We start from the raw sequence: 21,304 nt of genomic DNA, 5'->3' as shown, positions 1-21,304 counted from the left end.
ATACCGTTACCTTTGTGAAAATTCTACTAATTGAAGACGACCTGGATCTCGGCAACGGCGTACGTATCGCCCTTGCAGATCAAGGATTTGATGTCATATGGGTACGCCGGAAAGAGGATGCGCTGCATCAGCTTGAGCTCTGCGTGCCGGAGCTTATCCTGCTCGACCTGGGGCTGCCCGATGGCGATGGCATGAGCCTGATGACGCGCCTGCGTCAGCAGCTCCGGGGGATCCCCGTCATTATCCTGACGGCGCGAGGCACGCTGCAGGACCGCCTGTGCGGGCTGGACGCGGGCGCGGACGACTATCTGGTCAAACCTTTTGTTCTCGCCGAGCTGCTGGCACGCGTGAGAGCCCTTGCGCGACGCAGTTACGGTTTTGAAAATGAGGCAATAGAAATTCGCGGTTTGTCGCTTCATATTCCGACGCGTCGCGTAACGGTGAGCGCACGCCACGTTGAGCTGACGGCAAGCGAATATGCGCTGCTTGAAACGTTAATGCTGCGCGCCGATCGCGTGCTTACGCGGCGGTATCTGGAAGAGAGGATATTCGGCACGAAAGAAAATCTCAGCAACGCGCTCGACGTGCATATGGGTAACCTGCGGCGAAAAATTGGCGATGGCTTTGTGCGAACGGTGCGGGGCGTAGGGTACGTCATTGATACCGTACCGGTTCAGAAGGCGCCAGGTTGATGCGTAATTTTTGGTACCGCCTCAGGCTCCCTACGCTGGTCAGGCGAATGCTGGTCGCCCAGATGCTGCTGCTTACGTTGCTCTGGTGTTTCTTTTTAACCTTCATTTTGCTGGAGGACCTGCGCAGCCCTCCAATACTCACGGGCAGTGAGACTTACGAAACCCTCTTTTCCCTTGTTGAGAGCATGGAGGATAGGCCGCAGGCGCGTAATGAGGTGCTAGCCGCGTTCAGCAAGGCGCTGCGGGAGGGGTATGGCGGCGGTGAAGATCCGGAACTCGCTATCAACCTGATCGTTCGCAAGCATAATGAGATTATTTTTTCTTCGCGTGGCGCGCCAACGGAGGTGAAAAATAGCCGCCTGGGGGAAATGCAGCGCGTCCGGACCGGAGACCACACCTGGACGAGCCGCACGCTCAAATCCGCGCGCTCCGACGTTGAAGTCACCCTTTTCACCCCGGCTGGCAGCTGGAATTTCTTTATCTACCTGAACTCGCGCGGCTATTACGTCATGCCGCTGCTGGTATGCATCCCTTTTCTTCTGTTTCCCGCGTGGCTGTCAATCCGCATCGCGATGCGCCCCTGGAACAGGGTTGTGAATGAAATTTCATTGCGCACGCCAGACGATCTCTCTCCCTTAAAAGCCGTTCCCAGGCACAGGGAGCTGCGCCAGACGGTGGACGCGATTAATGACTTTCTCGCCAGGGTGCGGGAAAGCGCCGAAAGGGAAAGGGTGTTTATTGCCGATGCCGCGCACGAGCTGCGTACGCCGCTGGCCGCGATGCGAATCAACGTCGAGGCGCTGCAGTCCTGGGTCATCAGCGAAAGCCAGCAGGAGCTGCTTGCAGGCATTGTTCGCAGCAATAGCCGTGCTGCTCGTCTCGTCAATCAGCTTCTGCTGATGAAGCACAGCGAAGCGCACATCGACACGGTAATGGAGCCTGTGCCGCTGACAACGCTTATTCAGGAGCGAATGGCCGCACTGGAGCCGCTGGCATCGGCACGCGGGATTGAGTTTGAATTCTTCGGTGACGATGAAATCCATGTCGCAGGCATTCGGGAACGTCTGGTGTCGCTGATCGACAATTTAATTGAGAATGCCGTGAAGTACAGCCCTGAGGGTGGACGCATTGAGGTACAACTGCAATCGCGTGATAAGTCCGCTCAGCTGCGCGTCTCAGACGCCGGCCCCGGTATCCCGGTTGAACTGCGGGAGCGCGTGTTCGACAGATTTTTCCGCGATCCTAATCAGACCCAAAGCGGGAGTGGACTGGGGCTTGCCATCGTCAAAGCCGTTACGCAGCAACACAACGGCAGGGTCAATCTGAGTACGTCAGCCGAAGGTGGTCTTATGGTGACCGTTGATTTCCCGAATCCGTCGTTCGCATGAACGTAAACCCGGCGCTACACGTCCTGACATGTGTCAGCGCAGCGTTACTTCACGTATGCCGCAGATTGCTTCAATAAAATTACCGTATTTGTTATATTGTTACTCACTGATTATTCACCTCTGCGGTGCCAAAAAGAACAAGATTCACCGCAACCCAGGACAGAAAAATGTTAGATTACCGCTTCCCGACAGCTTTGCAGATGGTTCTCAGCGTAGCGATGGCGGAGCAATCGGGTGAACGTTCGACGAGTGCAATCCTGGCTTACGGCCTGGAAGCGAATCCGAGCTTTATCCGCAAATTAATGGTTCCTCTCGCCCGGGACGGCATCATCGTCTCCACGCTTGGCCGCAACGGCTCTATTCACCTTGGCCGCCCGGCTGAAGAGATCACCCTGCGTGATATCTACCTTTCCGTCACTGAAGATAAAAAGCTGTGGGCGTCCCGTCCTGACGTCCCGGCCCGCTGTGTGGTCAGCGCCAACGCCTGCTGGTACTTCAAATCAATCGCTGATGAAGCGGAGCAGGCTTCGTTAGCGGTTTTAGCGCGCCATACCGTCGCCAGCGCGCTGGAAGAGGTGAAAAAAGCCGATACCAGCGGGTGCGATCCGGTGCCGGAACTCTGTACGCAGCATAAAAAAGCGCCTTAATCCTGACGGATTGCGAAAAAAAAGCCGCCTTCACAATGAAGGCGGCTTTTTGTTATCTGCTACGTCCTACGCAGGCAACACCTCTCTTTCCGCTTTGCCGCGCGTCACGAATTTACGCAGCGTCACGTAAAAGACCGGCGTCAGGAACAGACCAAACAGCGTCACGCCCAGCATCCCGGAGAAGACGGTGATCCCGGTGACGCCGCGGACTTCTGCCCCTGCCCCGTGACCTAGGATCAGTGGAATGGTCCCGGCAATAAAGGCGATAGAGGTCATTACAATCGGGCGTAAACGCAGGCGGCACGCCTCCAGCGCAGCCTCCATGATGCCTTTGCCCTGAATTTCCAGCTCGCGGGCAAACTCCACGATAAGTATCGCGTTTTTACAGGCCAGCCCCATCAGCACGACCAGCCCCACCTGCACGAAGACGTTGTTATCGCCCCCGGTCAGCCAGACGCCGAACAGCGCGGAGAGCATCGTCATCGGCACGATAAGGATCACCGCCAGCGGCAGCGTCCAGCTTTCATACAGCGCCGCCAGCACCAGGAACGCCAGCAGCACCGCGACCGGGAAGACGATCAGCGCCGTATTGCCCTGGGTGGCCTGCTGGAAACTCAGGTCCGTCCATTCAATATTCATCCCGTTCGGCAGGATCTGCTTAGACATGGCGTCCAGCTGCGTCATCGCCTGCGCGGAAGAGAGCACGCGCGGGTCAGCATCACCAATAAGATCCGCCGCCGGGTAACCATTGTAGCGGATCACCGGGTCCGGCCCGTAGGTGGTCGTGATTTTCACCATACTGCCAATCGGCACCATTTCGCCCTGGTCATTGCGTGTGCGTAAATTCGCGATATCTTCCACGCTGTCGCGGAACTGCCCGTCGGCCTGTGCCATTACGCGCCAGGTCCGTCCAAACTGGTTAAAGTCGTTTACATATGACGAGCCCAGATAGGTTTGCAGCGTGCCGAAAAGATCGGTAAGCGATACGCCCTGCGCTTTCGCTTTATCACGGTCAACCTGCACATCCAGCTGCGGAACGTTAGCCTGGTAGGTTGAGATGGGGAAATGCATACCCGGCGTCTGCATAATCGCCCCGGACATGGTGTTCACCGCGTTTTGCAGCGCGCCATAGCCCAGACCAGCACGATCCTGAATATACAGGGAATAACCGGACCCTTGACCCAGCCCTAAAATCGGCGGCGGCAGAATCGAGAAGCCAAAGCCCTGCTGGATTTGAGCGATTTTCGCATTGATCTCCGCGTTAATTTCCGCCGCAGTATGTTTACGCTGGTCGAACGGCTTCAGGCCAAAGAAGACCGTCCCGGTGTTCGGCGTATTGGTGAACTGGAGCGCGTTCAGGCCAGGAAACGCGACCGCATAATCCACGCCTTCGGTATTCATCCCGATTTCGCTCATTTTGCGGATCACCGCATCGGTACGCGCCAGCGACGAGCCTTCCGGCATTTTCACGCCGCCGATCAGGTACAGCTTATCCTGCGTCGGAATAAACCCGCCGGGTACGACTTTAAACATCACACCCGCGGCACAAAGCAGCAGCAAATAAACCGCAAACACTGCACCGCGTCGGCCAAGCGTTTTCCCTACCAGTCCCTGATAGCCGGTCGAGCTGCGATGGAAAAAGCGGTTAAACGGACGGAAAATCCAGCCGAACAGACGATCGATAAGCCGGGTCGGGAAATCTTTCGGGGCACCATGCGGCTTCAACAGCAGCGCGGCCAGCGCCGGAGAAAGCGTCAGCGAGTTGATCGCGGAGATCACCGTGGAAATGGCTATCGTTACCGCAAACTGTTTGTAGAACTGGCCGGTCACGCCAGAGAGGAACGCCATCGGCACAAACACTGCACACAGCACCAGCGCAATGGCGATAATCGGCCCGGACACTTCACGCATCGCCTGATGCGCCGCCGCAAGCGGGGCGAGCCCCTCTTCGATATTTCGCTCGACGTTCTCCACCACCACGATGGCATCATCCACCACGATACCGATGGCCAGCACCAGCCCGAACAGGCTCAGGGTATTCAGCGAGAAGCCCAGCAGGTAAAGAATGCTGAAGGTACCCACCACCGATACCGGCACCGCGATCAGCGGGATGATCGACGCGCGCCAGGTTTGCAGGAACAGGATCACCACCAGCACGACCAGCACCACCGCTTCCAGCAGCGTTTGTACAACCGCACGGATCGAGTCGCGCACAAATACCGTTGGGTCGTAAGGTGCCGCCCACTTCATATCGTCCGGGAATCGCGTGGACAGTTCGTCCATTTTGGCGCGCACCGCGTTAGACAGATCGATGGCGTTTGCCCCCGGCGACTGGAAGATACCAATCCCGACCGCGTCTTTATTGTTCAGCTGGGAGCGCAGCGCATAGCTGCCGGAACCCATCTCTATGCGCGCCACGTCGCGCAGGCGGACGACCGTACCGTCCTGCGTTGTTTTCAGGACAATATTGCCAAACTCTTCTTCGGTATGCAGACGGCCCTGGGCGTTAATGGAGATCAGGAAATCGCTCTCTTTCGGCAGCGGCTCGGCGCCAAGCTGCCCGGCGGAGACCTGTACGTTTTGCTCCTGCATCGCCGTCACCACGTCCGAGGCCGTCAGTCCGCGCGCGGCCACTTTATTTGGGTCCAGCCAGACGCGCATCGCGTATTCACCCGAGCCGAAAATCTGGATCTGACCGACGCCGGGCAGACGCGCCAGCTCGTCCTTCACCTTCAGCGTGGCGTAGTTACGCATATACAGTGAATCGTACTTACCGCCAGGCGAAAAGAGATGCACCACCAGCGTCAGCGTTGGCGACTGTTTCTGAGTCGTAATGCCCAGACGCCGAACGTCTTCCGGCAGACGCGCCTCGGCCTGTGCGACGCGGTTTTGCACCTGTACCTGCGCCTGATCCGGGTCGGTACCCGGACGGAAGGTGACGGTAGTCACCAGCACGCCATCGGAGCCCGCGACGGATTTCATGTACATCATGTTTTCAACGCCGTTGATCGCCTCTTCCAGCGGCGTCGCCACGGTTTCGGCAATCACTTTCGGGTTGGCGCCCGGGTACTCGGCGCGCACCTGCACGCTTGGCGGCACGACATCAGGATATTCGCTCACCGGCAGCAGCGGGATGGCGATTAATCCTGTGATAAAAATCAGAATCGACAGTACGGCGGCAAAAATCGGCCTGTCGATGAAAAAACGGGAAAAGTCCATGGATTGGATTCTCAGGTAAGGGATCAGTTGAGGGCGGCGCTGGCGGTCATGGCAACGGTTTTCGCGTTAACCGGCATACCCGGCATAAACACTTTTTGTAAACCATCGACGATGACTTTATCCCCGGGATTCAGCCCCTGCTGTACAATACGTAAACCGTCGGCCAGACGCCCCGGCGTAATATCGCGGCGCTGCGCTTTCCCGTCTTTATCAACGACATAAACATACTTACGATCCTGATCGGTCAGCACCGCCTTATCGTCAACAAGCGTGGCTTTAAATTCCGCACTGCCCGGCAGGCGCACGCGTGCGAAGAGTCCCGGCGTGAACTGACGCTGTGAGTTATCCAGCAGCGCGCGCATGCGGATTGTACCGGTACTCGGCGTGAGCTGGTTATCCAGGAAATCCACTTTGCCCTGATGGGGATAGCCCTCCTCACCCGTCAGACCAATCTCCACTGGCAGCGCCGTGTGGTGACTGGACGCCCCCTGCCCGCTGCGGGCCAGGTTCTGATAGTGAAGATAGGTGGACTCGTCCACGTCGAAGTAGACGTAAACCGTCTTCTGTGAGACCAGGGTGGTGAGCACGCTGGCGCTGTCACCCGCAGTCACCAGGTTACCGCTGGTGATCAGCGCCCGGCTGGCGCGACCGTCGATAGGCGCGGTCACTTTGGTGAAGTCGAGGTTGAGCTGCGCGGCATCAACCGCCGCCTGCGCCGCGCGAATATCGGCCTGCGCCTGGGTAGCGGCGGAACGGCGCTGCTCCCACTCTTCACGGGATACCACGTTGGTATTGACTAATTTATCGGTACGGTTAGCCTCGCTTCGCGCCAGGCTGGCCTGCGTTTTGGCTCTCGCCAGGTTCGCCTGCGCCTGTTCCAGCGCCGCGCGATAGGTTCGGTCATCAATCGTGAACAGCACCTCGCCCTTTTTCACCTCCTGGCCGTCGGTGTAATTCACTTTATCAATGTAGCCGGAGACGCGTGGGCGCAGCTGAACGCTTTCCACCGCTTCAATGCGACCGTTAAAGCTGTCCCACTGGCTAATGGATTTCACCACCACGTCAGCTGCGCTGACGACGGGCGCTTGCGGTGCGGCATTTTGCGCGACGCTGTCATCGCACCCGACGAGAAGCGCGGAGAGTAAAACCACCCCCGTCGCGCTCAGATGAAAGTAACCCCAGGTTTTTTGCAGGCTCATTATTTTTATTCCGGTTATTGTAGCCGCCGGGCAAGACGCAGCGGGAGGCGCCGCGCCACTTCCTTTGTCCGGTCTGGCTTAAGGCCATTTGTGTCGTTCATCGCCACAAAACTGTAACAGTTGCGAATACACTATCGCGGCGATTGTAGGAAGGCGCTTAATTAAGTGCAAGAATAATTGTTGCACTTTATGTGCTATTTGCGGCGAAGGTAAATCACGGGTTTTGAGAAGGGATTTAAATGTAACAATAAAACTTGCAATTAATATCAAAACGGGCCACCTTTAAGTGCAACAAACAAAGATGCTTTTAATGCGTGGCGTAGGGGGAAGCAAGATGAACACGGGTGCATTCATTCACGATTTGCTCGACTGGATCGACAACAACCTTGATAGCCGCCTGGACATTGAAACCGTCTCCAGGCGAGCCGGCTATTCGAAATGGCATCTCCAGCGGATCTTCAAAGAACATACCGGCTCCCCTCTCGCTGAATATATTCGCGCGCAAAAGCTGCAAAAATCGGTTGAGCGCTTAGCCCAAAGCGATGAACCGATTCTGAACGTGGCGATCGCGCTGGGCTTTGACTCTCAGCAGTCCTTCAACCGCAGCTTTAAGCGTCAGTATGGTCAGGCGCCAGGGGCATGGCGACGCAGTATCGGCTGCCGTGGATCCCGACAGATGAGCCAATAATTCACGTCCCGTTCGGATATCAGTTACAAAAGAAAAACCCTCTGTAAAAGGGGGGTTTATCAGTCTTAACTGCTTATGACGTGCAGAAAGGTTTACGGGCTTATTCCTACTCAATCATATCAGCTCAGTCCTTGTATTTTGGCTTTACGCTATTCTCGATAATCGGCTTTCTTATATATTGTCCTTAATCTCGTTACGTCGAGGTTCCGAGTACAACTGTAGGGATGATTTTTGTCGGGATTATCTGTGGAACTTCACTTTATATTTTTATGAACACATCCCTTAAAACGATCTACTATCGGGTGTAGCTGTAAAATTGATATAGATCTACTTTCCAAAGGCAAGCCAACCTTTTTTAGAGTAAAATAATTAAATGCGCACTTTATGTATATTTTATTTTAAAAATACACGCACTATATGCAGATAATTTTCATAAGCATCTATAAAGAAAAGAGAGATACATGACTTTGCATGGAAAGTTTATTATAAATGATGCTGATTACTCACCACTTGAATTTGATGGTGTTGGAGTCTTTATGGCTTTTTCTGGTAACGGTGCATACAGAAACAAAGGAGCATGTGGCATCATTCCTAACGTTGGACCGCTACCAAAAGGTAAATATTATATAGTAGACAGGCCTAAAGGAAGTATGGCTAACAGATTTAGAGCCTGGGGAGTCGATACATATAAAAGCACTTTTAGTTATCATGTTGATCATTCTGAATGGTTTGCTTTATTTCGCGACGATGGGAATATAGATGATTCTACATTTTACAAAAGCGTAGCCAGAGGTGGATTTAGGCTACATCCCGGTCAGGTATCAGAAGGGTGTATAACTTTACCAAGCCAATCAGATTACAATAGATTAAGAAACGCACTATTAAGAACAAAGACAGCAAAGGTTAAAGGTCTTGATTTAGAATCCTATGGAACAATTGAGGTCATTATTGGTGGTTATCAGAAAACTTGTCCTTAGTTCTGTTAGAATGGTTCTTTTCATCGGCATATTCGCTATTGTTTCATGGTTAGATGTTTGCTACTTAACTGAACATCCATTAATAAGTCACGAAACAGCTATTAGAATTTCCTATTTAATTAACAACAACCCAACACCCGAAGATATCTATTATAGTTATGATTATGTATTAATTTCATTCAACACTCTTACCTCTATCTTTTTCTACATCATAACAATGAAGTTAATTAAACTAATAAGGAGTAAATAAAATGCCTATCCCTCCCTATCTTTGGCTAAAAGATGATGGTGGTGCAGATATCAAAGGCTCTGTAGATGTTCAGGATCGTGAGGGCTCTATCGAGGTAATCAGTATGGGTCATGGTGTTAACCTTCCCGTCGATACTGCCAATGGAAAGATCACCGGAACACGCCAACATTCATCATTTAATTTTGAAAAAGAAGTCGACAGTTCCAGTCCCTATCTCTACAAAGCAGCAACTACAGGGCAAACATTAAAAAGTGCAGAAGTAAAATTTTATCATATCAATGATGCGGGCCAAGAGGTGTGTTATTACACCGTATTAATGGAAAATGTAAAAATAACGGGTGTTAATTGTGGTGTGCCCAATGTTAAATTATCAGGCAATGATAAGTTAAACCATATGGAATCCGTCTCTATGCAATATGAAAAAATCACATGGCGTATTGTAGATGGGAATATCCAATTCTCTGATTCATGGTACGAGAGGCCAACAGCATAAATTTCTGTTACTTTCTGCGCCACAGTGCGTTCTGAAATTATGCTCTTCGTTGCTAACGCTGCCAGAAAGTGCCAGACATAAAAAACAAAAAAGCCCGCAGTTACGCGGGCTTAGAGATACTTTACTGCATTTACCTACAGGCTGTAGCCAGACGCGAAATCATTCCCACTCGATCGTCGCCGGTGGCTTGCCGCTGATGTCATACACCACGCGGGAAATGCCGTTCACTTCGTTGATGATGCGGTTAGACACGCGGCCTAAGAAGTCATACGGCAGGTGCGCCCAGTGCGCGGTCATGAAGTCGATGGTTTCCACAGCACGCAGGGAAACAACCCAGTCGTACTTGCGGCCATCGCCCATCACGCCGACGGAGCGAACCGGCAGGAACACGGTGAACGCCTGGCTAACCTTGTTGTACAGGTCAGCCTTGTGCAGCTCTTCAATGAAGATCGCGTCCGCGCGACGCAGCAGGTCGCAGTACTCTTTCTTCACTTCGCCCAGCACGCGTACGCCGAGGCCCGGGCCCGGGAACGGGTGACGGTAGAGCATGTCGTACGGCAGACCCAGTTCCAGACCGATCTTACGCACTTCGTCTTTGAACAGCTCGCGCAGCGGTTCAACCAGACCCATCTTCATCTCTTTCGGCAGGCCGCCCACGTTGTGGTGAGATTTGATGACGTGCGCTTTACCGGTTGCGGATGCCGCAGACTCGATCACGTCAGGGTAGATAGTACCCTGCGCCAGCCATTTCACGTCTTCCAGCTTCAGCGCTTCTTCGTCGAACACTTCCACGAATACGCGGCCGATGATTTTACGTTTCGCTTCCGGATCGTTCTCGCCTTTCAGCGCGTCCAGGAAGCGCTGTTCGCCTTCCACGTGAACGATATTCAGACCGAAGTGGTCGCCGAACATGTCCATGACCTGCTGGGCTTCGTTCAGACGCAGCAGGCCGTTGTCCACGAAGACGCAGGTCAGGTTTTTGCCGATGGCGCGGTGCAGCAGCATCGCGGTCACGGAGGAATCCACGCCGCCGGAGAGGCCGAGGATCACTTTGTCATCACCAACCTGCTGGCGGATACGCTCCACGGCGTCGTCGATGATTTTTGCCGGGGTCCACAGGGCTTCACACTGGCAGATATCACGCACGAAGCGCTCCAGCATGCGCATACCCTGACGGGTGTGAGTCACTTCCGGGTGGAACTGCACGCCGTAGAAGCGTTTTTCTTCGTTCGCCATAATCGCGAACGGGCAGCTTTCGGTGCTGGCTACGGTCACGAAGTCCGACGGGATAGCGGTGACTTTGTCGCCGTGGCTCATCCATACGTCCAGCAGCGGTTTGCCGTCTGCGGTCAGGGAGTCTTCGATACCGCGCACCAGCGCGCTGTCGGTGACGACTTCAACCTGCGCGTAGCCGAACTCACGCTCGTTAGAGCCTTCAACGTGACCGCCCAGCTGCATCGCCATAGTCTGCATGCCGTAGCACACGCCGAACACCGGTACGCCCGCTTCGAATACGTACTGCGGCGCGCGCGGGCTGTTCGCTTCGGTGGTGCTCTCCGGGCCGCCGGACAGGATGATGCCGCTTGGATTGAACTCGCGAATCTGTGCTTCCGTGACATCCCACGCCCACAGCTCACAGTATACGCCCAGCTCACGCACGCGACGCGCCACCAGTTGAGTGTACTGAGAACCAAAATCGAGGATGAGGATGCGATGTTTATGAATGTTTTCCGTCATTGACGCTAATTCCGAGGCAAGTGAAACAGATTAAATAAATCGCCCGACACGAGGTCGGGCGAAGAAAATCATGATCCCAGACGGTAGTTCGGGGACTCTTTGGTGATCGTCACGTCGTGCACGTGGCTCTCCTGGATACCCGCACCGCTGATGCGTACGAATTCCGCTTTGGTACGCAGCAGGTCAATGGTACCACAGCCGGTAAGACCCATACAGGAACGCAGGCCGCCCATCTGCTGGTGGATGATCTCTTTCAGACGGCCTTTATAGGCCACGCGGCCTTCGATGCCTTCCGGTACCAGTTTGTCAGCGGCGTTATCGGTCTGGAAGTAACGGTCGGAGGAACCTTTGGACATCGCGCCCAGGGAGCCCATACCGCGGTAGGATTTATAAGAACGGCCCTGGTAGAGTTCGATTTCGCCCGGGGATTCTTCGGTACCGGCCAGCATGGAGCCCACCATCACGGCTGCGGCACCTGCGGCGATCGCTTTGGCGATGTCGCCAGAGAAGCGGATACCGCCGTCCGCGATAACCGGAATACCGGTGCCTTCCAGCGCTTCAACCGCGTCAGACACCGCGGTGATCTGCGGAACGCCCACGCCGGTGACGATACGGGTAGTACAGATAGAGCCAGGGCCGATACCCACTTTCACCGCGCTGCAACCGGCTTCCGCCAGTGCGCGAGCACCTGCGCCCGTAGCCACGTTACCGCCGATGATCTGGAGATCCGGGTATTTAGCACGGGTTTCACGAATACGTTGCAGAACGCCTTCGGAGTGGCCATGTGAGGAGTCAATCAGCAGCACGTCAACGCCCGCGGCAACCAGCGCGTCAACGCGCTCTTCGTTACCTGCGCCCGCGCCAACCGCAGCGCCGACGCGCAGACGGCCATGCTCGTCTTTACAGGCGTTCGGTTTACGTTCTGCTTTCTGGAAATCTTTAACGGTGATCATGCCACGCAGGTGGAAGTTCGCATCCACAACCAGCGCTTTCTCAACGCGTTTTTCGTGCATTTTCGCCAGCACCACGTCGCGGGTTTCGCCTTCGCGAACGGTCACCAGGCGCTCTTTTGGTGTCATATAGACGCTGACAGGCTGGTTCAGGTCAGTCACGAAACGCACATCACGACCGGTGATGATGCCCACCAGCTCGTTGTCTTCGGTCACAACCGGGTAACCTGCGAAGCCGTTACGCTCGGTTAGCGCTTTCACTTCGTGCAGGGTGGTGGTTGGCAGAACGGTCTGAGGATCGGACACGATACCGGATTCATGTTTCTTCACGCGGCGAACTTCTTCCGCCTGACGCTCGATAGACATGTTTTTGTGGATAAAGCCAATGCCGCCTTCCTGTGCCAAAGCGATAGCCAGACGCGCTTCAGTCACGGTGTCCATTGCTGCGGAGAGCATAGGAATGTTCAGACGAATGGTTTTCGTCAACTGCGTGCTGAGGTCGGCAGTATTCGGCAGAACGGTGGAATGAGCGGGAACGAGGAGGACGTCGTCAAACGTCAGTGCTTCTTTAGCGATACGTAGCATGGGCAATATCTCTGACCTGGGTGGTTAAATATTGCCGTGGCATTATACAGAGCGTAACCGATTGCATCTACACTTTTTTGAAAAAAATGCTTGCGATCGCCTCTCAGCAGGTTACTATCGACTGAATAACTTGCTGATTTAGAATTTGATCCCGCTCACATGTTATCCTCTCAATCCCCCTCAATTTATACTGTCAGCCGCCTTAATCAGACGGTGCGTTTGCTGCTTGAGCAGGAAATGGGACAGGTCTGGATCAGCGGTGAAATCTCTAACTTCACGCAGCCTGCTTCCGGTCACTGGTACTTTACGCTAAAAGACGACACCGCTCAGGTGCGCTGCGCGATGTTCCGCAACAGCAATCGTCGCGTGACGTTCCGCCCTCAGCATGGCCAGCAGGTTCTGGTTCGCGCCAACATTACCCTGTATGAGCCGCGCGGCGATTATCAGATTATCGTCGAGAGCATGCAGCCCGCCGGTGAAGGCTTGTTGCAGCAGAAGTACGAGCAGTTAAAAGCCATGCTTTCGGCTGAGGGATTGTTTGACCAGCAGTTTAAAAAGCCCCTGCCCTCACCTGCCCACTGTGTTGGAGTTATCACCTCGAAAACCGGCGCGGCGCTGCACGATATTTTGCACGTCCTGAAGCGCCGTGACCCTTCCCTGCCCGTCATTATCTACCCAACTGCCGTTCAGGGTGACGATGCGCCGGGGCAGATCGTGCGCGCGATTGAGCTGGCGAATGCGCGTCAGGAGTGCGATGTCCTGATCGTCGGGCGCGGCGGCGGCTCGCTGGAAGACCTGTGGAGCTTTAACGACGAGCGCGTGGCGCGGGCAATCTTTGCCAGCCTTATCCCTGTGGTGAGCGCCGTCGGCCATGAAACGGATGTGACGATAGCCGATTTTGTCGCGGATTTACGCGCGCCCACGCCGTCCGCGGCGGCAGAGGTGGTCAGCCGTAATCAGCAGGAGCTGCTGCGCCAGATCCAGAACGGGCAGCAGCGCCTGGAGATGGCGATGGACTACTTCCTCGCCAACCGTACCCGCCGCTTTACCCAGCTTCATCATCGTCTGCAACAGCAGCATCCGCAATTGCGTCTGGCGCGTCAGCAAACCGTACTGGAGCGTCTGCGTCAGCGGATGAACTTCGCGCTGGATAACCAGCTTAAGAAAGCGATATCGCGCCAGCAGCGCACGACTCAGCGTCTGAACCAGCAGAATCCGCAGCCAAAGATTTATCGCGCACAAACGCGGATCCAGCAGCTTGAGTTCCGCCTCGCGGAAAATATCCGCTCACGCCTGAGCGCCACCCGCGAGCGTTTTGGCAATGCGGTCACCCATCTGGAAGCCGTCAGCCCACTCTCCACGCTGGCCCGCGGCTATAGCGTGACCACCGCGACGGACGGCAAAGTGCTGAAGCAGACGAAGCAGGTTAAAGCAGGGGATGTGCTCACCACCCGGCTTTCTGACGGCTGGGTCGAGAGTGAAGTGAAAGAGATCAAACCGGTGAAAAAAACGCGTCAGCGTAAAAGCGGATAAATCTTCGCCGGTTACAAACTATACTGCTGCTATTGCCTTTTTTAATAAGGAGAGCAGCATGCCCCATCTACATAGCGTCATCCCTCCGTATATTCTTCGCCGTATTATCGAAAGCGGTTCTGAGCCGCAGCAGCGCTGCGCCCGTCAGACCTTAACCCACGTCCAGACGCTGATGGCCCATATGCCGGGCAAACCCGCCGCGCCGCATGTGAATAAAGCCGGTCAGCTTGAGCGTGACATCTACGATGCGAAACAGACCCAGGATCTGCCGGGTACCCAGGTACGCTATGAAGGCCAGCCCTCCAACGGAGATGTGGCGGTGGATGAAGCGTACGATTATCTGGGTATTACCCATGATTTCTTCTGGAAGGAATATCAGCGCGATTCGCTCGATAACAAAGGGCTGATCCTCACCGGCACCGTGCACTATGGCCGTGAGTATCAAAACGCCTTCTGGAACGGCCAGCAGATGGTCTTTGGCGATGGCGACGGGGAAATCTTCAACCGCTTTACCATTGCCATCGACGTGGTAGCGCATGAGCTTAGCCACGGCGTGACGGAGACCGAAGCCGGACTCATCTACTTTGAACAATCGGGCGCGCTGAACGAGTCGTTATCCGACGTGTTCGGTTCGCTGGTGAAGCAATACCATCTTAAGCAAACCGCCGATAAAGCAGACTGGCTGATTGGTGAAGGGCTGCTGGCGGAGGGCATCAACGGGAAAGGGCTTCGCTCCATGTCTGAACCCGGCACGGCCTATAACGATCCGCTGCTCGGTAAAGATCCGCAGCCCGGGCATATGAAAGATTTCATCAAAACGCGCGAGGATAACGGCGGCGTACACCTTAACTCCGGTATCCCCAACCGCGCGTTTTACCTGGCCGCAACGGCGATCGGTGGCTACGCCTGGGAAAAAGCGGGTTATGCCTGGTACGACACGGTTTGCGATCGCAACCTGGCGCAGGATGCGGATTTTGATGCCTTTGCAAAACTGACGATAGCGCACGGCGAGAAACGCTCTGGTAGCGACGTTGGGGCGGCTATAAAACAAGCCTGGGAACAGGTAGGAGTGCTGTAAATGCAGGTTCCGGAACTGACGGATGACGCCGTGGTTGAGCTGGCCCGGGAAGGCGGCGTCGCTTTTATCCCTAAGCTGAGCGGCCAGCGCACCATTGCGCTCTCCTCGCTTAATGAGGCCCAGCGCCAGCGCCTGGTGAGCATTCTGGAGCAGGCTTTCCCGCGCGGCCAGCCGCCCGGGCAAGCCTCTTCCCCCGGCAGAGGTGACCAGCGCTATTTCCGCATCCAGATTATCTGGACCGGCCAAAATCAGGCGCACTACGCCGATATCATCGTGCTGGTACCCGAGCAGGAAGCACCCGAGTCGCTGGTGGAACTGTGGCAGAAAGGTGAAGGCTGCGTGTGCGATTAACCTTCAGCCCGAACAAACTCCACGCGTTTTTTAGAGATAAGACCGTGGCCGTTCTGGCAAAAGTAATCCACCGCACCGCAGGCCTTGAGTACCTGAAGCGGTTGATGGCAATCAGGGCAGCGCGCTTCGAGGGGAATATCGTTATTGCAGCTGTCGCAGTGCGCGATACCGTTTTGCGGCTCGAGCGCTGCGTGGCAATCCGGACAGGTTATCGACATGCTCTCTCCTGTTGAGGTGGCCGGGGCTGGATAACTGCCCCGGCAGGCTGAATAGTATCAGGCTTCGGTAGCCGGTTTTGTCTGCACATTTTCCAGCATGCGACGCACCGGAACAATGAGGACGATCAGCACCGCAGCACAAATCAACAGCGCGATGGAGCAACGGGCAAAGAGGTCTGGCAGCATATCCAGCTGGTCGGCCTTCACGTGACCACCAATCAGGCCCGCAGCCAGGTTACCCAGCGCACTGGCGCAGAACCACAGGCCCATCATCTGACCGCGCATTCTTTCCGGCGCCAGCAGGGTCATGGTTGCCAGACCAATCGGACTCAGGCACAGTTCCCCGAGCGTCAGCATCAGGATACTGCCTACCAGCCAGAACGGAGAAACCCCTGCTCCACCGTTGCTCAGCACGTTCTGTGCCGCCAGCATCATCAGGCCGAAGCCCGCCGCCGCGCACAAAATACCGATCACGAACTTGGTGATACTGCTCGGGCGAATATTATTGCTCGCCAGCTTCGGCCATGCCCAGCTAAATACCGGTGCCAGCAGAATGATGAACAGGGCATTAATCGACTGGAACCACACCGCCGGGATCTCAAAATCACCGATCATGCGGTTAGTGTAGTCGTTGGCGAACAGGTTGAAGGAGGTTGGCTTCTGCTCGAACGCGGACCAGAAGAACGCGGCGGAGACCAGCAGAATAAAGCATACCAGCAGCCTTGCGCGCTCTTTGCGATTCAGCCCGGCGAAGATGAACAGGTAGATGAAGTAGAGCGCGACGGAGGCGGCAATCACATATACCAGCACGCTGGCCACCGCGACCGGATTAATCACAATCACGCCCTGGGCAATCAACGTGACGATGATTGCAACACCCACAGCCAGCGCCAGCAGCCAGGCACCCACGCCGTTACGTTTCACTACTGGACTGTTCCAGGTGGAGTCCAGACCGACTTCGCTGTCGTAGCGCTTCATGGCCGGAACGGCAAACACGCGGAAGATAATCAGGGCGACCAACATCCCGATACCGCCGATACCAAAGCCCCAGTGCCAGCCGTGGGTTTTAATCAGCCAGCCGGAAATCAGAGGAGCAATGAACGAGCCCATGTTGATGCCCATATAGAACAGCGAGAAACCGCCGTCACGACGCGCATCGCCCTTTTTGTAGAGGGTACCGACCATGACCGAGATACAGGTCTTGAACAGGCCGGAGCCGAGCACGATGAACATCAGGCCGATGAAGAACAGGTTGTCGCCCATAATGGCCGACAGGGCAATCGACAGGTGCCCAAGTGCAATCAAAATCGAACCGTACCAGACGGCCCGCTGCTGGCCGAGCCAGTTATCCGCCAGCCAGCCGCCCGGCAGTGCGGCGAGGTACATGGTGCCCGCGAAGATGCCGACAATCGCCGAGGCGTTTTCACGCGCCAGGCCCATTCCGCCGTCATACACGGTGGCGGCCATAAACAGGATCAATAGCGGGCGAATACCGTAAAACGAGAAACGCTCCCACATCTCGGTGAAGAACAGCGAACCGAGCGGATAAGGATGGCCGAAGAAGGTTCGGCTCTCTTTTTGATTAACAGAGGATTGCATAATTCTCCCGAAAGGTATGTGTCGTGCTTGTAAACACCAGCATGTACGCCGAACGGTTACGTATCCGATCGATTTTTTACATGCGGCGAAATATTGGTTAACCATTTGATAACCAGGCGCTAGTTTTGTCTAGTACCGAACCCTGGACTTTAAGATGAAAATTCGACGATTGTCTACTTTCTTAGATATAAACATGGTTAAAAGCGAATAGTGATTGACATCACACAGGGAAGGCAGACCTTTTGAATGAGCGAAAAAAACCCGCGACAGGCGCGGGTTTTAGTGAGTTCGGTAAGAGTTATTTGCTTTTCTTAATGTGCTTAATCAAACGCTTACGCTTACGCATCTGGTTCGGCGTCAGGGTATTACGTTTATTCGCAAACGGGTTTTCCCCTTCCTTGAACTGAATACGGATAGGCGTACCCATCACGTCCAGCGACTTACGGAAGTAGTTCATCAGGTAGCGTTTGTAGGAGTCCGGCAGGTCTTTCACCTGGTTACCGTGGATCACCACGATAGGCGGGTTATACCCCCCGGCGTGGGCATATTTCAGCTTCACGCGACGGCCACGCACCAGCGGCGGCTGGTGATCTTCTGCTGCCATGTTCATGATACGGGTCAGCATCGCCGTGCTCTGGCGGCGGGTAGAGCTGTCATAGGCTTCACGAACGGATTCGAACAGGTTGCCTACGCCGCTGCCGTGCAGGGCAGAGATGAAGTGAACGCGGGCAAAGTCGATAAAGCCCAGACGGAAGTCCAGCGTCTCTTTCACCTGTTCGCGTACTTCATTGCTCAGGCCATCCCACTTGTTGACGACGATAACCAGTGAGCGCCCACTATTAAGGATAAAGCCGAGCAGAGAGAGATCCTGATCGGAGATACCTTCACGTGCGTCAATAACCAGCAGCACCACGTTGGCGTCTTCAATCGCCTGAAGGGTTTTGATCACCGAGAATTTTTCCACTACATCGGTGATTTTCCCGCGCTTACGCACCCCTGCAGTGTCGATAAGTACGTACTCACGTTCATCGCGCTGCATTGGAATGTAAATGCTGTCGCGCGTTGTGCCTGGCATGTCGTAAACCACCACGCGCTCTTCGCCCAGAATACGGTTAGTAAGCGTAGACTTACCTACGTTTGGGCGACCAACGATAGCCAGCTTAATCGGCAGATCCTGCGGGTTGAAGTCATCTTCCGGCTCTTCCTCGCCTTCCTCTCCGGCTTCAAACTGTGCCCAGTATTCGGCGTCTTCGTCCACCTCTTCCGGCGGGTTTACTTCATCAACCCACGGCAGCAGAACGGTTTCCAGCAGGCTGGTGACGCCACGGCCATGCGAGGCCGCGATAGGATAAATATCACCCAGACCTAAAGACCAGAAATCCGCAACGGCCTGATCGGCATCAATGCCGTCAGTTTTGTTCGCCACCAGGAAGGTTGGCTTTTCGCGTGAACGCAGATGTTTAGCGATAGCGGAGTCCGCGGGCATCAGGCCAGCGCGCGCATCCACCATAAACAGAACCACATCCGCTTCTTCGATAGCCAGCAGAGATTGCTCTGCCATGCGGGTTTCTACGCCGTCTTCCGTACCGTCAATACCCCCGGTATCGATACAGATGAACTCGCGTCCTTCCACCTCTGCACGACCGTACTTACGGTCACGCGTCAGCCCCGGGAAATCCGCAACCAGCGCATCACGGGTGCGTGTTAAACGGTTAAAAAGAGTGGATTTTCCAACGTTAGGGCGCCCGACAAGCGCGACCACAGGTACCATGTTTGAAGCCTCATAAAATTCAAAATAACGTCGCTTTCGCAGCGTTTTTAAAAATGTCAAAACGGCTCCTGAGTGAACAGGAGCCGTTTAGTATACTACAACCGCCGTGTAATTAACGCGTGATCGCGTACAGCGTGCCGTCTTTTGCCTGAATCAGCAGTTTACCGTCAGCCACAACCGGGTCGGTCAGGAAGCCTGAGCCGTCCACTTTCTGCTGCGCCACGAAGCGGCCATTCTCTGGATCGATCCAGTGCATATAGCCTTCACTGTCGCCCACCACCAGGCTGCCGTTATACAGTGCCGGTGCGGTCAGCAGACGGTGCAGCAGATCGCTCTGCGTCCACAGCGTCACGCCACCTTCGGTGCTCAGCGCCAGCAGACGGTCGTTCTGATCCACCATATAAATACGGTTGCCGTCGACAATGAAATCGTTCACGGAACCCAGCTCACGTTTCCACATGATCTGGCCGCTACGCAGGTCCAGCGCCGTCAGGTTGCCGTTATACGCCAGCGCGTAAACCACACCGTCAACGATGACCGGCGTGGTGTCCACGTCACTCAGACGGTCGATTTCAGTTGAACCGGTCGCCTGGGAAATACGCTGCTGCCAGATCATCTGACCCTGCTGCATCAGTACTGCGCTGACACGACCGTTGTCACCACCCACAATGGCGGCGCCAAATGCAGTCGCCGGAGCAGATTCACCACGCAGAGACAGCGCTGGCATATCCAGGTTAACCGTCCATTTTACCAGACCATCTGCTTCGTTCAGCGCCTGCAACTGGCCGTTGCTGGTATGGATCAACACCAGGCCGTCGCTGACAACCGGACGTGACAAGGATTCACCGGCAACGCTGGTCTGCCATGCAACCGAACCGTCGCTGGCATTCAGCGCGTAAACCTGCGCTTTTTCGCTGCCCACATACACGTGACCGCCAGCAACGGTCAGGCCGCCAGAAAGCAGCGCAGGTTTACGGGAGAACCAGCCGTCTTTTTCCGCCAGGTTAATGGACCACACTTCTTTTCCGTCATCAGCGTTCAGCGCTTTAACGGTGCCTTTGCGATCGGCCGCATAGACCACGCCGTCAGCAAATGCCGGGTGCAGGTTGGAATAAAAATCGCCAATACCATCACCCACGGAGGTGTCCCAGGCGGTGGACGGAGTGAACTGGTTTTCAACCGTCGGCAGCGGGGACATTTTGACAACGTCTTCTTCGCCACTGAACAGTGAACAACCACTCAATAACGTAACAGAAAGCAGTCCTGGCAGAAGTAATTTACGCAATTGCATTGGGTCCCTCTCAGACGGACAAATTATTTATTTTCATCTGCATCATTTCGCTCAGCGCAGGTGAAGCTTTACTATCCACGCCAGCTTGCCACGCTTTACGCGCGCCCGCTTTATCACCCTTACTCAGCAGTGCTTCACCGCGAAGATCGGCGACAATAGCGGCAAAGCCATCACCTTTGATGGTATCAAGCGTTTTCAGCGCGTCGTCGGCTTTTTTCTGCTGAACCTGAATACGTGCCAGGCGCAGATTGATCACCGCTTTCAGATTTTCGTCACTGGCAGCAGCAAGCCCCTGAGACAGTTGCGCAGCGGCTTTATCCAGTTCGTTTTTATCAACATACTGCTGAGCCACTTCCAGCGCAGCCAGCGCACCGTAGGTGTTTTTGTTGTCAGCGGCAAATTTCTCCGCAGCCGTCAGCGTTTGCGGCTGATCGGCACGGATTGCGCTAACGGTGTTTTCGTAGTTCAGGGATGAACCGCGAGCAGAGTCAGCCTGATGATTGTTCCAGTAACGCCAGCCAACCAGCGCACCAACACCTAAAATAACCCCTACAACCAGTGCCTTGCCGTTTTCAGCAAAGAAGCGTTTAACCGCATCAACCTGGTCGTGTTCGTTCTCGTACATTTCCACGCAGTCC

The 21,304-nt window shown here is 55.0% G+C and carries 18 protein-coding genes; 9 read left to right on the top strand and 9 right to left on the bottom strand.

The genetic code is table 11. The annotated features are described in order from the left end of the window. Positions 1-14 precede the first annotated feature (14 nt). The 3 genes from ACOTZP_RS09600 to ACOTZP_RS09590 all read left to right on the top strand — a co-directional run bounded on the left by ACOTZP_RS09600 (position 15) and on the right by ACOTZP_RS09590 (position 2,727). Positions 15-692, top strand: coding sequence for a response regulator (locus ACOTZP_RS09600; protein WP_271074806.1), 678 nt, complete (start codon positions 15-17; stop codon positions 690-692). Continuing rightward, positions 692-2,080 (top strand): sensor histidine kinase, encoded by a 1,389-nt coding sequence (locus ACOTZP_RS09595; RefSeq protein WP_271074807.1) that lies wholly within the window; start codon positions 692-694, stop codon positions 2,078-2,080. Before ACOTZP_RS09600 ends, ACOTZP_RS09595 begins: the two co-directional genes overlap by 1 nt. Positions 2,081-2,247: 167 nt before the next feature. Continuing rightward, on the top strand, positions 2,248-2,727 hold the full coding sequence (locus ACOTZP_RS09590) for an RrF2 family transcriptional regulator (RefSeq protein ID WP_003860591.1): 480 nt from the start codon (positions 2,248-2,250) through the stop codon (positions 2,725-2,727). 66 nt (positions 2,728-2,793) lie between these two features. On the opposite strand, the gene oqxB is transcribed toward ACOTZP_RS09590, so the two are convergent. Both oqxB and ACOTZP_RS09580 read right to left on the bottom strand, forming a co-directional pair. Then, the gene (gene oqxB, locus ACOTZP_RS09585) at positions 2,794-5,946 is read right to left on the bottom strand and encodes a multidrug efflux RND transporter permease subunit OqxB (RefSeq protein WP_023300700.1); all 3,153 of its coding nucleotides are present in this window, start codon (positions 5,944-5,946) and stop codon (positions 2,794-2,796) included. Positions 5,947-5,969: 23 nt separating this feature from the next. Continuing rightward, positions 5,970-7,145 (bottom strand): efflux RND transporter periplasmic adaptor subunit, encoded by a 1,176-nt coding sequence (locus ACOTZP_RS09580; RefSeq protein ID WP_022648992.1) that lies wholly within the window; start codon positions 7,143-7,145, stop codon positions 5,970-5,972. A gap of 334 nt (positions 7,146-7,479) precedes the next feature. Here ACOTZP_RS09580 and ACOTZP_RS09575 point away from each other — a divergent pair, with 334 nt between their 5' ends. The 3 genes from ACOTZP_RS09575 (at position 7,480) to ACOTZP_RS09565 (ending at position 9,553) form a co-directional block, all read left to right on the top strand. Beyond that, complete coding sequence (locus ACOTZP_RS09575; protein ID WP_006811509.1) at positions 7,480-7,833, top strand: helix-turn-helix domain-containing protein; 354 nt, start codon at positions 7,480-7,482, stop codon at positions 7,831-7,833. 461 nt (positions 7,834-8,294) lie between these two features. Next, on the top strand, positions 8,295-8,810 hold the full coding sequence (locus tag ACOTZP_RS09570) for a DUF2778 domain-containing protein (RefSeq protein ID WP_023300701.1): 516 nt from the start codon (positions 8,295-8,297) through the stop codon (positions 8,808-8,810). A gap of 251 nt (positions 8,811-9,061) precedes the next feature. Continuing rightward, on the top strand, positions 9,062-9,553 hold the full coding sequence (locus ACOTZP_RS09565) for an Hcp family type VI secretion system effector (protein WP_046618992.1): 492 nt from the start codon (positions 9,062-9,064) through the stop codon (positions 9,551-9,553). A 159-nt stretch (positions 9,554-9,712) separates the two neighbouring features. Here the strand turns inward: ACOTZP_RS09565 and guaA are convergent, their stop codons facing one another. Both guaA and guaB read right to left on the bottom strand, forming a co-directional pair. Next, a complete protein-coding gene (gene guaA, locus ACOTZP_RS09560; protein WP_023300703.1) occupies positions 9,713-11,290 on the bottom strand; it encodes a glutamine-hydrolyzing GMP synthase in 1,578 nt (525 codons plus the stop codon). 68 nt (positions 11,291-11,358) lie between these two features. Next, positions 11,359-12,825 (bottom strand): IMP dehydrogenase, encoded by a 1,467-nt coding sequence (guaB, locus tag ACOTZP_RS09555; protein ID WP_003860601.1) that lies wholly within the window; start codon positions 12,823-12,825, stop codon positions 11,359-11,361. Positions 12,826-12,984: 159 nt separating this feature from the next. On the opposite strand from guaB, the gene xseA reads away from it, so the two are divergent. From xseA to ACOTZP_RS09540, 3 genes are read left to right on the top strand one after another with little or no spacing between them, the layout of a single operon-like run. Next, complete coding sequence (xseA, locus tag ACOTZP_RS09550; protein ID WP_045621484.1) at positions 12,985-14,358, top strand: exodeoxyribonuclease VII large subunit; 1,374 nt, start codon at positions 12,985-12,987, stop codon at positions 14,356-14,358. Positions 14,359-14,416: 58 nt separating this feature from the next. Further along, positions 14,417-15,436: a M4 family metallopeptidase gene (locus ACOTZP_RS09545; RefSeq protein ID WP_046618989.1), complete on the top strand. Its 1,020-nt coding sequence runs from the start codon at positions 14,417-14,419 to the stop codon at positions 15,434-15,436. Further along, positions 15,437-15,787: a protealysin inhibitor emfourin gene (locus ACOTZP_RS09540; protein ID WP_023300706.1), complete on the top strand. Its 351-nt coding sequence runs from the start codon at positions 15,437-15,439 to the stop codon at positions 15,785-15,787. On the opposite strand, the gene ACOTZP_RS09535 is transcribed toward ACOTZP_RS09540, so the two are convergent. The 5 genes from ACOTZP_RS09535 to ACOTZP_RS09515 form a co-directional block, all read right to left on the bottom strand. Next, entirely contained in the window at positions 15,784-16,005 is a 222-nt protein-coding gene (locus ACOTZP_RS09535) for a zinc ribbon domain-containing protein (RefSeq protein WP_023300707.1), read from the bottom strand. The genes ACOTZP_RS09540 and ACOTZP_RS09535 overlap by 4 nt on opposite strands. A gap of 57 nt (positions 16,006-16,062) precedes the next feature. After that, positions 16,063-17,604, bottom strand: coding sequence for a peptide MFS transporter (locus tag ACOTZP_RS09530; protein WP_023306697.1), 1,542 nt, complete (start codon positions 17,602-17,604; stop codon positions 16,063-16,065). A 298-nt stretch (positions 17,605-17,902) separates the two neighbouring features. Beyond that, positions 17,903-19,375 carry a ribosome biogenesis GTPase Der gene (der, locus tag ACOTZP_RS09525; protein ID WP_022648998.1) on the bottom strand — a complete coding sequence of 491 codons (1,473 nt, stop codon included), beginning with the start codon at positions 19,373-19,375 and terminating at the stop codon, positions 17,903-17,905. A gap of 112 nt (positions 19,376-19,487) precedes the next feature. Next, on the bottom strand, positions 19,488-20,666 hold the full coding sequence (gene bamB, locus ACOTZP_RS09520; RefSeq protein ID WP_022648999.1) for an outer membrane protein assembly factor BamB: 1,179 nt from the start codon (positions 20,664-20,666) through the stop codon (positions 19,488-19,490). Positions 20,667-20,676: 10 nt separating this feature from the next. Beyond that, complete coding sequence (locus ACOTZP_RS09515) at positions 20,677-21,297, bottom strand: YfgM family protein (protein ID WP_032622338.1); 621 nt, start codon at positions 21,295-21,297, stop codon at positions 20,677-20,679. Positions 21,298-21,304: the final 7 nt, after the last annotated feature.

Source organism: Enterobacter cloacae complex sp. SYL001, from assembly GCF_049237025.1.
Lineage (GTDB): Bacteria > Pseudomonadota > Gammaproteobacteria > Enterobacterales > Enterobacteriaceae > Enterobacter > Enterobacter intestinihominis.
The sequence above is the reverse complement of the archived record's forward strand: the minus strand, read 5'-3'. Positions and strand labels throughout refer to the sequence as shown.

What these genes read in the sequence shown, in the direction of transcription:
- ACOTZP_RS09595 (WP_271074807.1), top strand. Translation starts at nt 692, where the DNA reads ATGCGTAATTTTTGGTACCGCCTCAGGCTCCCTACGCTGGTCAGGCGA.
- ACOTZP_RS09590 (WP_003860591.1), top strand. Translation starts at nt 2,248, where the DNA reads ATGTTAGATTACCGCTTCCCGACAGCTTTGCAGATGGTTCTCAGCGTA.
- oqxB (WP_023300700.1), bottom strand. Translation starts at nt 5,946, where the DNA reads ATGGACTTTTCCCGTTTTTTCATCGACAGGCCGATTTTTGCCGCCGTA.
- ACOTZP_RS09580 (WP_022648992.1), bottom strand. Translation starts at nt 7,145, where the DNA reads ATGAGCCTGCAAAAAACCTGGGGTTACTTTCATCTGAGCGCGACGGGG.
- ACOTZP_RS09575 (WP_006811509.1), top strand. Translation starts at nt 7,480, where the DNA reads ATGAACACGGGTGCATTCATTCACGATTTGCTCGACTGGATCGACAAC.
- ACOTZP_RS09570 (WP_023300701.1), top strand. Translation starts at nt 8,295, where the DNA reads ATGACTTTGCATGGAAAGTTTATTATAAATGATGCTGATTACTCACCA.
- ACOTZP_RS09565 (WP_046618992.1), top strand. Translation starts at nt 9,062, where the DNA reads ATGCCTATCCCTCCCTATCTTTGGCTAAAAGATGATGGTGGTGCAGAT.
- guaA (WP_023300703.1), bottom strand. Translation starts at nt 11,290, where the DNA reads ATGACGGAAAACATTCATAAACATCGCATCCTCATCCTCGATTTTGGT.
- guaB (WP_003860601.1), bottom strand. Translation starts at nt 12,825, where the DNA reads ATGCTACGTATCGCTAAAGAAGCACTGACGTTTGACGACGTCCTCCTC.
- xseA (WP_045621484.1), top strand. Translation starts at nt 12,985, where the DNA reads ATGTTATCCTCTCAATCCCCCTCAATTTATACTGTCAGCCGCCTTAAT.
- ACOTZP_RS09545 (WP_046618989.1), top strand. Translation starts at nt 14,417, where the DNA reads ATGCCCCATCTACATAGCGTCATCCCTCCGTATATTCTTCGCCGTATT.
- ACOTZP_RS09540 (WP_023300706.1), top strand. Translation starts at nt 15,437, where the DNA reads ATGCAGGTTCCGGAACTGACGGATGACGCCGTGGTTGAGCTGGCCCGG.
- ACOTZP_RS09535 (WP_023300707.1), bottom strand. Translation starts at nt 16,005, where the DNA reads ATGTCGATAACCTGTCCGGATTGCCACGCAGCGCTCGAGCCGCAAAAC.
- ACOTZP_RS09530 (WP_023306697.1), bottom strand. Translation starts at nt 17,604, where the DNA reads ATGCAATCCTCTGTTAATCAAAAAGAGAGCCGAACCTTCTTCGGCCAT.
- der (WP_022648998.1), bottom strand. Translation starts at nt 19,375, where the DNA reads ATGGTACCTGTGGTCGCGCTTGTCGGGCGCCCTAACGTTGGAAAATCC.
- bamB (WP_022648999.1), bottom strand. Translation starts at nt 20,666, where the DNA reads ATGCAATTGCGTAAATTACTTCTGCCAGGACTGCTTTCTGTTACGTTA.